Origin of the sequence: Psychrobacter sp. 1Y1, from assembly GCF_051847395.2 — a bacterium.
Lineage (GTDB): Bacteria > Pseudomonadota > Gammaproteobacteria > Pseudomonadales > Moraxellaceae > Psychrobacter.
In genome coordinates this window covers 122,178-134,808 of record NZ_JBPYDF020000001.1, presented here as the reverse complement: position 1 = coordinate 134,808, position 12,631 = coordinate 122,178, and the positions used below count along the sequence as shown (strand labels likewise).

Sequence of the window (12,631 nt, the reverse complement as noted above, 5' to 3'; positions counted from 1 at the left end):
ACACAATAATAGCAATCTGGAAAACGATGTATGATTAACATGCTCTCAATTAGGTCATACACTCGTCAGACTAGAGGACATTCTCATGACTTTCATCAGATTGTTTTGCCCTTGCGAGGGGCAATCAATATCGAAGTTGGAAGCTATACTGGAAAAGTTATTCCGAGCGAATGTGTTGTGGTCAAGGCAAATGAAAAACACTACTTTAGCGCTGAGGAGAATGCAAAGTTTATCGTTGTAGATACAGATCTGTTGCCAGAAAATGTGTTTCATTCATCACAAATTGTCTTTTCTATCAGTTCGCCATTGTTGGCATTTTTGGAGTTTTCAGAAAGTCAGTTAAGGTATCAAATCAATCCTGAAGTTGAGAGACTGATGTTTGATACCTTTTATAAGCTTCTAGAACAACAAAATCTATTTGTGCAATACGACGCTCGAATTAGAGAAGTCGTCGCATATATTCACCACAATTTTTCTAACAACCTTTCTGTTGAAGTATTGGCGGATATCTCTTGTCTCAGTGCCACACAGTTTAAAAAGAACTTCAAATCGCAAACAAACCAGACCGTCACTGAGTACATCACAAGGATCAGAATGCAAAAGGCGCAAGCTCTGTTACTGCATACTGATTCACCTATCGCTATCATAGCCGAACTGGTTGGTTATACGGATGTTAGTGCTTTTAGCCGCCGCTTTTCTAAATATTTTGGTATTGCCCCTTCCAAATTAAAACACGTCTAACCAGACATACAAACCGTCTAATCTGCAAAAATACTATTCTGTAACCCTCTATAATAATGTTATTCATTATAACGTTAGAGGTAGCTACTATGCTGCAGAATAAATCTAGTTTCAGTGCTGTTCTATGTGTGATAGCTGCCAGTGTCCTTTGGGGAACGACAGGTACAGCCTCTGCTTTTATACCTGAGGTTAGTCCATTAGCCGTTGGTGCGTTTTCTATGGGGGTAGGTGGTGTATTGCTAGTATTGAATGCTAAGAATAATTTACTAAGCGATAGACAGAAACTACTTTCTCAGCCCAGTCTCTTATTCATCGGTAGCCTATGCGTTGCTATCTATCCTTTAGCTTTTTATTCCTCTATGAGGTTGGCAGGTGTCGCTATTGGTACAGTGATCTCAATTGCTAGCGCACCATTTTTCACTGTTATCATGGAGCGTCTGATTAGCAATAAAAGAGTCACTAGTCGATGGGTGATAAGTTTTATATTTGGTGTGGTGGGCGTCATTTTGCTGACTTTAGGTAAAACCCAATCTTTAGATATAAACGCACAAGCAAATAATCGAATACTAGGCGTGTTGTTAGGGTTAGTTGCAGGATTGACCTATGCCACATACTCATGGACAGCACGTCAAATGATAGAGAACGGGGTAAACTCAAAATCAGCGATGGCCAGTATGTTTGGTCTGTCTGCAATCTTATTGTTGCCATCATTATTATTAACAGGGGAAAACCTGTTTTTAGATGCAAAACATATAAGCGTTGCCCTATATTTGGCAATTGCGCCGATGTTCTTTGGTTATTTACTTTTTGGTCAAGCGTTGAGAGTGATTGAGGCGAGCAAAGCGACGCTTATTACGTTATTAGAACCTATTGTAGCCACTATATTGGCTATCATTATAATCGGTGAAACATTCTCTCCTATCGGCTGGCTAGGAATGTCACTCATGATAATCTTTCTCTTGCTGCAAGTAATAAAGACGCCAAAACTGACAGGTTATCGAGGAAGGCGTGCACTGTACAAGTAACAAAGCAATATAAGTAACAAAGCAATATTTCTGACGATAAGCAGTATTTTTGATGAGTTACTGCCTATTAAGTATGACTCTTTGTATGACGTTAGTCTAAAACTGGTAAGTTGAATGGATTAGTTGGGTTAGTCTTTTCTATAGTCTGTCCAATCAAATTAATTGAAGAAATTGTTTATATCTTATAGCACTATTTTAATTTTACTAATAGGTGAGTAGCTGCTAGAACGATAAACCAATCTCTACAAACTAATCTCTAAAAAACTAGAAAATAAGGAATAACTATGATTAATGCATACGCAGCAAAAGAAAAAGGTGGCAAGTTTGAGCCTTATGAATATGACCCAGGTGCTCTAGGCGATCACGAAGTAGAAATCGAAGTATAGTCAAGTCTATATAAATCCGCTACAGCGTCATCCTCGCTAAGCATACTAATGTATAACTTGCACTCCGTTTCCTTGTATCGAAATTATATTGAACTGACAATACATAGCTGCGGTATTTGCCATAGTGATTTATCAATGTGGCAAAATGAATGGGGTATGACTTAATATCCGTTTGTCGGTGGGCATGAGGTTGCAGGTAAAGTCCTCAATAAAGGCAAGCACGTCAAGCATTTAGAGTTGGGCGACAAAGTCGGACTTGGTTGGCATAAAGGGTACTGTAACGTCTGCGATCTATGTATCGATGGAGACCATAACCTATGCCCTGAGCAAGAAGGTACGATCATTGGTAACCACGGCGGCTTTGCAGATAAAGTACGCGCAAAAGATACTAGCGTCATCAAGATACCTGAAGGACTTGATTTTAACGCGGTAGGACCACTGTTATGTGGCGGTATCACAGTGTTCAACCCACTTATGCAGTACGACATCAAACCAACTTCTAGAGTGGCTGTAATTGGTATTGGTGGTTTGGGTCATTTGGCATTGCAGTTTGCCAATGCGTGGGGCTGTGAAGTGACGGCATTTACCAGTGAATCAAAAATGGAGGAAGCAAAAGAGATGGGCGCTCACCATTCACTAAACTCAAGAGACGATAGCGAAATTGAAAAAGCCGCAGGTTCTTTTGATTTAATCATCTCAACAGTGAACGTTGATATGAACTGGGATGTCGTGATCAAGACGCTAAGACCAAAAGGTAAGCTGCATTTTGTTGGACTGTTAGAAGCGCCACTAGAGATATCGGCTGCACCAATGATTATGGCTCAAAACAGTCTATCAGGCTCGCCAGTTGGCTCACCAGCGACGCTGCGTAAAATGCTAGATTTTGCTGCGCGCCATAATATTCAGCCAGTCACTGAAACTTATAAAATGTCTGAGATTAATGAAGCGTTTGAGCGATTAGAGAGTGGTAATGCTCGCTATAGAGTGGTGCTAGAGAGAGACTAAACGTCGTTACAGGCAACTTAATGTAGCCACCAAATAAGCGCAATAATAGTGATACTCTAATTAATAGATAGAGTGTCACTATTTTTTTGTATTGAAATTCTACTTTCTACCAGTTTTTAATACATGCGAATTATTTGGAACTGGATCTAAGTATTTTTATTTAATTTTTGCTCAGGCAATTATTACTATTTTTTCTAAACTGCTAGTAGGTCGTTCTAAAATTATAAAAACCCCCTGCTACTGAGTTCACAATAGCAGGGGTAAATAATTATCTTTTTCAGAGCTGTCGTAGAGTAATTTTTCTTATTCTACCGTGACTGATTTTGCCAAATTACGTGGTTGGTCGACGTCTGTGCCACGCATTACTGCTACATGGTATGACAACAGCTGCACAGGCACGCTGTAGACAATAGGGGCAAGCGTCTCGCAAACATCGGGTACATATACTAAGTGTAGTCTATCTTCCGCGACCATTTGACTGGCTTCGCTAGCAAATACAAATAGCTCGCCATGACGCGCATGCACTTCTTGCATGTTGGCTTTTAATTTATCAAACATACTGTCTTTGGGCGCCAATACGACGATGGGCATGTCTTTATCGACCAATGCTAATGGACCGTGTTTGAGCTCGCCTGCGGCATAACCTTCTGCATGAATGTAAGAGATTTCTTTTAGCTTTAACGCGCCTTCTAGCGCAATCGCGAACTGTAGCCCGCGACCTAAAAATAGACAGCTTTTCTTATCTTCAAAGCTTTCACTCATGGTTTTGATAGGAGCATCAAGGTTTAAGCTGGCGTAGAGTTGTCCTGGCAATTGATGTAACTCACTTAATAACGTATTTAAGTGTTCGTCAGTCATGCGCTGCTGCGTGACACCAACTTTTAATATCAACAATATCAAGGCCACAAGCTGAGTGGTAAATGCTTTGGTAGAGGCAACGCCAATCTCAGGCCCTGCTAACGTTGGCAAGAAGATATCTGTTTCGCGTACCAACGATGACGTCGGTACATTACATAGTGCCAAGCTGACTAAGCCTGCTGGTGTTTGCTTCTGGATATCACGTAATGCTGATAAGGTGTCAGCCGTTTCACCAGATTGAGAAATACAGATGACCAAAGTATTATCGACCACGACAGGATTGCGATAGCGGAATTCGCTGGCAACCTCGACGGAACAAGGTATACGGATAAGGTTCTCAAACCAGTATTTTGCGACCATACCGGCATGATAACTGGTACCACAAGCAATCACTTGTACATGACGAATACCTGACAACAGTGTCTCATGACGCTGTAAAAAATCGTCGCGTAGTTTAGTCGTTTCACCATTGTCCAAAGCCATCTCGATCGTACGAGCGACGGCATCTGGCTGCTCGTAAATTTCTTTGAGCATATAATGCTTGAACTCGCCTTTATCTGCATTATGCTGGGTTGCATCAATCTCATGTATCTGACGTTGGATTTCAACACCATCTGCATAAACTTGAATGCTATTGCGAGTTAATTTGGCGATATCGCCTTCTTCTAGATACATAAAGCGGTTAGTCACTGGCAGCAAAGCCAACTGATCTGATGCGATAAAATTCTCACCGATACCAACACCAATCACTAAAGGTGAGCCTAGACGTACAGTAATGAGCTCATCAGGGCAATCTACGTGGACGATACCCAATGCAAAAGCACCGTGCAGTAGCGGGATAATAGTGCGTACTGCTTCTAACAAGTCAGGTGTCTTTTTGTAGATATCATGGATTAGATGCGCCACAACTTCAGTATCTGTCTGTGAAGTAAACACGTAGCCTTTGGCTATTAGCTCTTCTTTTAGTTCAGCGTAGTTTTCGACGATACCGTTATGAACGACCGCAATTTTGCCTGACACGTGTGGATGCGCATTACGTTGTGCTGGCTCGCCATGGGTTGCCCAGCGCGTATGAGCAATACCGATATGACCATCAAAAAACTCTGGATTGATAGCGACGGCATTAACCAGTGCCTGTACTTTACCCACTTGGCGCTCACGGTGTAGTTCACCATCACGAATAACGGTCAGACCAGCTGAGTCATAGCCGCGATATTCTAAACGCTTTAGGCCTTCAAGTAAGATATTAGCGATATTTCGCTCAGCAACGGCGCCTACAATTCCACACATGGCTATTCCTTAGATTTAAATTTTAGTAGTTCAATATATAGTGGTGCAAGATCAAAAAATTTGGTTGGTCACTAATGATGAATCATCAACAGATAAATATGATGAAGCAGCACCACAAAGATTGCCGTACTGCTTAGGTTTATTCAACAATGACTGAGGTTGGCTAAACCACCAATGAGCAATTATTTTTTAGTGGGTCGTTGGAAGTCGTTTTTTTGTACTTGACGCGCACGACCAAACGCTAAGGCACTACAATCAACGTCTTTGGTAATCACAGAACCAGCGGCAACGGTAGCTGTATCGCCAATCGTCACTGGCGCGACTAAGCTAGCATTGGAGCCGATAAAAGCATTGTCTTCAATGATGGTTTGCGATTTATTAGCACCGTCATAATTACAAGTAATGACACCAGCACCGATATTCACGCCTGTACCGACAGTTGCATCACCGACATAGCTTAAGTGATTTACTTTACTGCCTTGACCAATAGTTGATTTTTTAATTTCGACAAAGTTACCAACTTTGCTGTTATCAGATAGTATGGTATCAGGACGCAAATGCGCAAAAGGCCCGATATCAACACCAGCACCAATATCAGCGCGATCGATCACACAGTAAGGTTTGATGTAGCAGGCATTACCAATCTTGGCATTTTTAATAACACAGCCTGCTTCGATATAGACGTTGTCACCTAAGGTACAGTCACCTTCAAATACCACATTAACGTCAATAAACACATCTTGACCAGCGGTTAACGTACCACGGATATCGACACGAGTAGGGTCGGCAAACTGTACGCCAGCTTCTTGTAAGTCAGCAACTAGCTTACGTTGCCAAGTGCGTTCTAGACTAGCAAGCTGTTGACGATTATTAACCCCTTCAATTTCAAACGTATGCTCAGGCTCAATTGCCGCGATAGTAATACCATCGGCAACAGCCATTTTGACGATATCCGTCAGATAATATTCTTGCTGTGCATTGTCGTTAGAAAGCTCAGGCAAATATTTGTGCAGTAATGCATTATCGACGCAGTAGATACCGCTGTTAATTTCTTTAATACTTTGCTCTTCAGCATCGGCATCTTTTTGTTCAACGATGGCTTCAATATTACCTGCTTGGTCGCGTTTAATACGACCCAATCCAAATGGATTATCGACAGTCAACGTCAGCATCGACATACCATTAGTATTGGCAGTTTTTAATGCCGTTAGCGTCTCACAGCTGACCAATGGCACATCACCGTAAAGAATGAGACTTTGTCCTGACTTGGGTAAATCAGACAGTGTCACCTTGACCGCATGGCCAGTTCCCAATTGCTCAGTTTGAGCAACCCAAGTAATTGATGCTTGTGTATATTGATTGGTAATTTCTGACTTTACTTGATCGCCACCAAAGCCATGAACAATGATGGTTTCATCAACAGTGAGCTGATGGCACGTATCTAGTACATGGCCTAATAAAGACTTCCCAGCCAATGTCTGCAATACCTTTGGCTTTGCCGATTGCATACGTGTGCCTTTACCGGCAGCTAAAATAATTACAGAAAGAGGAGATGTCATAATAGGCTCGCAAATGTAACAAAATATAATATTGGATTATAGCGCAAATGTTCAGTTAGAAAAACACTGTGATGTGCAGGCTTTGTAATGCAACCTGCTGACAATAAATCAATCATCTATGCAGAAGAGTAGCGTTCAAATTGATAACGTTGCTAGGATTAGCGGTTGTAGAGTAGCCAATTCAGCATCATAGTAGTTAGGGTAGCTTATAACAGCACACCAAACATAACCACTACCCATACTACTGCTGCCATGATACCGGCGATGATGTCATCAAGCATAATGCCTAACCCTCCAGCAACTCTTTTGTCAGCCCATCCAATCGGTGGCGGCTTAACGATATCAAAAAATCGAAATAAGATAAAAGCGAAAACAATGGCGAAAATAGAAAGCTCTTGAGACACATTTTTCCAGAAGTTATCGTCAGCAATCCCCATATAAGACAAGGGTAGTAGGGTAATCCAAATACCTGCCCACTCATCCCAAACGATATGCGGATCATCATGACCTTGCATCAGCTCAGCAGTGCGTCCGCAAATCCAAACGCCCAAAATACAAGATAGAATTGTCAAAATGAGAAAAGGTATAAAGCCCAAACTCAACAATGGTATGGCAATAATTAACCCACCAACGGTACCCCAAGTGCCAGGTGCACGGCGCGGCAGACCACTACCTAAACCTAGCCCAAGCCAATAAACCATACGGTCAAGAATATTAGCACCAACCGGTAATGGTGGGCAGTCATTCGCTTTACGGATGTCAGGCTTAGATAAATCGTGATCAGTCATGGATTAGCCTGTAAAGTGTTGGTAACCAGTAAGATTGGGCCATATTGAAAACGGTGCGGGCTGAGTAGGCGTCACTGGTTGATTTTGATAGAACAGTTCAAGACGTGAGTTATTAGAAGACTTGGTATCTATCGTTATAGGATCTGATAGTGCAGTTACCTCACCGATACAAGTGACAGGTGTGTTGCCAGTAGGCGGTTTGATATGCGCAGGCAAAGTAAATGCCAGTTCATAATCATCGCCGCCCGCTAGTTGACCTAACAAGCGATCAGACAAATCGACAGTAGATAATAACTCGCTACTCGGTAGCTTGTCTAAATGGATGCGCATGCATACAGAGCTTTGCTGACAGATATGGCCAAGATCTTGGTAAAGACCATCGGAGATATCTATCATCGCTGTTGCACCGAGCTTTGCCAACGCTGCACCTAGTGCAATACGCGGCGTTGGCATATGTAGACGATGCGCCAACTCGATACCTTGTGCGCTTTCAGGATACTTTAAGGCGAAAGCGGCATCACCAAGGGTGCCTGAAACATAAACCTTATCACCCACTTGCGCACCTGAGCGGTAAATGGCAGGTGTATCTGCGGACAGCAATCCCTGAGCACTGATACTGAGTATTAAACGCTCACTGCGCGTGGTATCACCCCCTATCAGCGTCACGCCAAACAGCTGGCACGCATGAAACATCCCTTTAGCAAATTCAGTAAGCCATTCGTGTTTTGCCAAACGTTCAGGTAATGCCAACGCTAGCATAATGCTATGTGGCGATGCACCCATAGCAGCGATGTCTGAGACATTAACGGCCACGGCTTTATAGCCAATGGCAAATGCTAGTTCATCAACTTTTTGCCAGTCAGCATGAAAGTGACGACCTTGAACCAGTGTATCAATACAGCTAACCAAGCGTGAGCCTGCTGGTAATGCCATCACAGCCGCGTCGTCACCGATACCTTTTTCGATACCAGTTGATGGTGCATGCGTGGCCTGCATCTGTGAGAATATACGCTCAATCAGCTCAAACTCGTTCATGGCTAGTCTTAGTCTTTGGTATCGTTAGCGCTTTTCTTGCTCGCCTTAAAGTCATTGATATTTGCACTGGCTTTACTGGCACTACTGCGTTTAACGTTGGCTTTGTTAGCACTGATACGCGGCTTATTTGATGCAGTCGGCTCATCGACGATAGCGCTTTCTGTTTCAGCAGCAGTTTCGATGCTATCGGCTGAACTTACTTCAGGCTGTTTAGCCGCCGCTTTTTGTGACGTACGTAGATTGGCATTAGTATCTGCTTGTACCTCTAAAGCACGCAGCTCACCAGCCATTTTATCCAGTACCGCATTAATCAGTTTGTGAGCGTCAGTCGCCCCAAAGTGATTATTTAGCTTCATTGCTTCATCAAGCACGACCTTGTAAGGAATCTCTACACGGTTTTGTAGCTCATACGCGCCAATCAACAAGATAGCGTGCTCAACGGTATCTAGCTTATCAACCTCACGATCGAGATGCTGACTGATAAGCGCATCGAGAGCTTCAATTTGCTCTGGGATGTCGCGCATCATTTCATGATAATAACCGATATGGACGGTATGCATGGCATTGGTTGCACGCGTGCGAGCAGCAATATCGTGCGGTGCATTGTCTTTCCAGCCAAGCTTGCCATCTACATCAAAGCGGCGGTCGGTGACGAGCCACTCGTATAGACCTTGCATGGCAAAGCGGCGCGCCTTACGGATAGCAGTGTGACTGGTCTTATAAGAAGACTCACTCATATCGAAGGTTTGATCACCTGCACTACTGCTCGCTATACGGGTAGCTTCAGCTTGATTGGCTTGTGCGGTTTTCGCAGCGCTGATAGCGCGCTTGAGTTGGTCAGTCATAGGGGGTCTGTACCTAAATTTTTGAGATGATACCCAGTCAAAATATAAATTAACAAAGTAGCTTTTTAGCTATGCTTATTTAAATTTTTAAAGGGTATAGAAATAAGGCGAAAATTCAAAAAATAGCCAATTGTTTCGATAGCTGGCTAGTGCTATAAGGTGCTGTTATTACTAGATAGCAGCACCAGTTAAACTAATAAATTTGAGCTTTAAAGCTTATGCTTCATCGATGCTGTCATCAATATCTAGCTGTGACAAAACAGCGATCATTTCTAGTACGACCATCGCAGCTTCAGAGCCTTTGTTGCCCGCTTTAGTACCAGAGCGCTCAATGGCTTGCTCGATGCTATCAGTAGTGATGATACCGTTGGCAACAGGGATATTATAATCCATTGCCACAGCGCTCAAACCTTTGGCCGACTCGCTAGCTACAATATCAAAATGCGGCGTGCTGCCACGGATGATTGCACCCAGTGCCACAATAGCGTCAAAACGATCTGATTCAGCAGCACGTTGGGCAACAAGTGGTAGCTCGAATGCACCAGGAACGCGGACCACGGTAATGTTGCTACCCAATACACCATGACGGAGTAGGGCATCGATTGCACCATCAACCAATGACTCAACGACAAAACCGTTAAAACGACCAACAACGATACCAATGCGAGCATCAGCGTTTTGATGTAGGTTACCATCGATATGAGTCACGTCGTTGCGCTGCTGTTGTATATTCGACATAAAAAATCCTTTGCTTAATAAGCGTTCAATTGAAATATAGGCGTCAATAAATAGCTAAATAGTCTGATGCGTTCAATCGATTCGGTCGCCTATTATTTTGGCGTTGCCCTAGTTAATTGAACGAAAATAAATGGTTAGCGCTATGATAGCATTTTTTTAGGTTTTATTTGTATATTACGAGCGTGCTAAAGACGCATCTGTATTCCTTGTGCTGCCATATACTCTTTGGCCTCCAATACCGTATACTCACCGAAGTGAAAAATACTGGCGGCAAGTACGGCATCGACGCCGCCTTCTAGTACGCCTTCTGCTAAATGTTGCAGGTTACCGACGCCGCCTGAAGCGATAACTGGTACATTAACGCGGCTCGTAATTTGCTGCATGAGCGCCAAGTCGTAGCCTTTTTTGGTACCGTCACCGTCCATCGAGGTGACCAGTAATTCACCAGCGCCCAGCTCTGCCATTTTGCTCGCCCAAGCAACGGCATCGATACCCGTTGGCTTACGGCCACCATGGGTGAAAATCTCCCAACGTGGTACGGCAATACCATCGACTTTGATATCAGCGACGCGTTTGGCATCGATAGCAACGACGATACACTGGTTACCAAATTTCTGCGCGGCTTCACCAACGAACTCCGGTGTAAATACGGCTGCTGAGTTAATGGCAACTTTATCCGCGCCAGCATTGAGCAAATTGCGGATATCAGCGATTTTACGTACGCCGCCGCCAACGGTCAGCGGAACGAATACCGTTTCTGCCATGCGCTCAACAGTATGATAAGTGGTATCGCGCTCATCATTGGTCGCAGTAATATCCAAAAAAGTAATCTCATCAGCGCCCTGTTCGTTGTAGCGTTTAGCTACTTCGACAGGATCGCCTGCGTCTTTGATGTCGACAAACTGCACGCCTTTGACCACGCGGCCATTGTCAACGTCCAAGCAAGGAATGATACGCTTTGCTAACATAGGGTCTTTCACCTTATAATCAATTCATAGGCGCTAGTCTAGCAAAATCACTGCTATTTCAGGCAGGTTTTCGCAAGATTATTACGCTTTTCATTATCGTTTGATCATGCGCGGTACAATTGCTGTCATTACCGCATAAATCTATCCTATTTAACTTGTTATTCAATTGCCAAAAGTGAGATGTCATGTCCGTCTATACCCAGTTAACCGATGATCAGTTTGCCACCTTTTGCCAAAGCTTTGGCGTGTCGTTTGCCCGCGCGATTCCGATCACTCAAGGTATTAAAAACTCAAACTGGTTTATTCAAACGACTGACGATGTAGATGGTACATACTCTTACGTATTCACTTTATTTGAAGAGCGTCCACCTGCTGATATCGAAAAAATGGCCGTTATTCTTAATCAATTAAATGGCAAATTACCAGTTGCCGCGCCGCTAGCCGTTTTTGAATCAAATGGTTCGCAAACGGATAACGATGATAAGCGTTATGTCATCCATTATGAAGACAAAGCGATTACGCTAGTGCCGTGTCTAACAGGTTCACATCCAGATCAAACCACGCAAGCAATGTGTCATGATATTGGCGCGGCATTAGCGATGCTGCATGAAACGCTACAAGCACTACAACCAAGTGAGCAATATGGCGTGCCTTTGTACCCATGGGCAGATGTGCGCGACCGTGAAATGCAGTTTATGCCAGGTGACGAAGCCAAGCTGATGAGCGATATCTGGCGCTCTTATTCGGAATTACCACTGGCAACCTTGCCAAAAGGCCTGTGTCATCTAGACATGTTTGCTGACAATACTTTATGGAATCTACAAAAAGGCGAAGCGCGTTTGACGGGCCTGTTGGACTTTACCGAAGTCAGTGTCGAGCATTATGTGATGGATATTGCTATTACCATCAATGATTTTTGCACCACGTGGGGCGTTGCAGAGCAAGGCGAATCCGTTAACTTTGATCGCAGTAAAATGGCAGCGTTCTTACAAGGTTATGAATCGATACGCCCGCTAAACAGTGATGAAAACCGTGCACTACCTGTTATGCTAGCAAAAGCAGCGGTGATTTTCTGGTTATTACGCCTAAATGTGATTCACTACAACCGTACCGAAGGCCGTACGGGTGATAACATCATGGTCAAAAACCCTGACTTAATGAAACGTCTGGCCGCTTACCATTGGGCGCATGTTGAAAAGTCGCAAAATACCGTATTTGTACTACTAAGCAAACCAGATAATCAAATAGTCGGCGTGTTTAGCAGTATCACCCAAGCCGAACAAGCGCAGGAAACATTAAATAGTAGTGAGTTCGCAATCAAAGAATATAGGCTCGATCAATTATCGTAAGAATTGCTTATTCATTTATTCTAGTACTAATGCTAGTACTAATT

Annotated in this window: 11 protein-coding genes and 1 pseudogene; 5 read left to right on the top strand and 7 right to left on the bottom strand. The window is 43.4% G+C overall.

Annotation, left to right across the window (positions count from 1 at the left end; all coding sequences use genetic code 11):
- Window positions 1–30 precede the first annotated feature (30 nt).
- From ACS8FA_RS14570 to ACS8FA_RS14555, 4 genes and pseudogenes are all read left to right on the top strand, one after another.
- Complete coding sequence (locus ACS8FA_RS14570) at window positions 31–741, top strand: helix-turn-helix domain-containing protein (protein ID WP_439264325.1); 711 nt, start codon at window positions 31–33, stop codon at window positions 739–741.
- 89 nt (window positions 742–830) lie between these two features.
- Complete coding sequence (locus ACS8FA_RS14565) at window positions 831–1,766, top strand: DMT family transporter (protein ID WP_439264327.1); 936 nt, start codon at window positions 831–833, stop codon at window positions 1,764–1,766.
- Window positions 1,767–2,329: 563 nt separating this feature from the next.
- Window positions 2,330–2,551 (top strand): annotated as a pseudogene (locus ACS8FA_RS14560) (alcohol dehydrogenase catalytic domain-containing protein); the annotation flags it as partial.
- A gap of 75 nt (window positions 2,552–2,626) precedes the next feature.
- Complete coding sequence (locus tag ACS8FA_RS14555) at window positions 2,627–3,157, top strand: zinc-binding dehydrogenase (protein ID WP_228706743.1); 531 nt, start codon at window positions 2,627–2,629, stop codon at window positions 3,155–3,157.
- Window positions 3,158–3,460: 303 nt separating this feature from the next.
- On the opposite strand, the gene glmS is transcribed toward ACS8FA_RS14555, so the two are convergent.
- The 7 genes from glmS to hisF all read right to left on the bottom strand — a co-directional run bounded on the left by glmS (window position 3,461) and on the right by hisF (window position 11,238).
- On the bottom strand, window positions 3,461–5,305 hold the full coding sequence (gene glmS, locus ACS8FA_RS14550) for a glutamine--fructose-6-phosphate transaminase (isomerizing) (RefSeq protein ID WP_439264329.1): 1,845 nt from the start codon (window positions 5,303–5,305) through the stop codon (window positions 3,461–3,463).
- A gap of 182 nt (window positions 5,306–5,487) precedes the next feature.
- Window positions 5,488–6,864 carry a bifunctional UDP-N-acetylglucosamine diphosphorylase/glucosamine-1-phosphate N-acetyltransferase GlmU gene (gene glmU, locus ACS8FA_RS14545; protein WP_439264331.1) on the bottom strand — a complete coding sequence of 459 codons (1,377 nt, stop codon included), beginning with the start codon at window positions 6,862–6,864 and terminating at the stop codon, window positions 5,488–5,490.
- A gap of 206 nt (window positions 6,865–7,070) precedes the next feature.
- Window positions 7,071–7,652 carry a phosphatidylglycerophosphatase A family protein gene (locus tag ACS8FA_RS14540; protein WP_439264333.1) on the bottom strand — a complete coding sequence of 194 codons (582 nt, stop codon included), beginning with the start codon at window positions 7,650–7,652 and terminating at the stop codon, window positions 7,071–7,073.
- 3 nt (window positions 7,653–7,655) lie between these two features.
- A complete protein-coding gene (thiL, locus tag ACS8FA_RS14535; protein WP_439264335.1) occupies window positions 7,656–8,687 on the bottom strand; it encodes a thiamine-phosphate kinase in 1,032 nt (343 codons plus the stop codon).
- Between the two features lie 8 nt (window positions 8,688–8,695).
- Window positions 8,696–9,532, bottom strand: coding sequence for a transcription antitermination factor NusB (nusB, locus tag ACS8FA_RS14530; protein ID WP_439264336.1), 837 nt, complete (start codon window positions 9,530–9,532; stop codon window positions 8,696–8,698).
- 216 nt (window positions 9,533–9,748) lie between these two features.
- The gene (gene ribH, locus ACS8FA_RS14525) at window positions 9,749–10,270 is read right to left on the bottom strand and encodes a 6,7-dimethyl-8-ribityllumazine synthase (protein WP_439264338.1); all 522 of its coding nucleotides are present in this window, start codon (window positions 10,268–10,270) and stop codon (window positions 9,749–9,751) included.
- 185 nt (window positions 10,271–10,455) lie between these two features.
- Window positions 10,456–11,238 carry an imidazole glycerol phosphate synthase subunit HisF gene (gene hisF, locus ACS8FA_RS14520; RefSeq protein ID WP_439264340.1) on the bottom strand — a complete coding sequence of 261 codons (783 nt, stop codon included), beginning with the start codon at window positions 11,236–11,238 and terminating at the stop codon, window positions 10,456–10,458.
- Window positions 11,239–11,423: 185 nt separating this feature from the next.
- On the opposite strand from hisF, the gene ACS8FA_RS14515 reads away from it, so the two are divergent.
- Window positions 11,424–12,587: a homoserine kinase gene (locus tag ACS8FA_RS14515; protein WP_439264341.1), complete on the top strand. Its 1,164-nt coding sequence runs from the start codon at window positions 11,424–11,426 to the stop codon at window positions 12,585–12,587.
- Window positions 12,588–12,631: the final 44 nt, after the last annotated feature.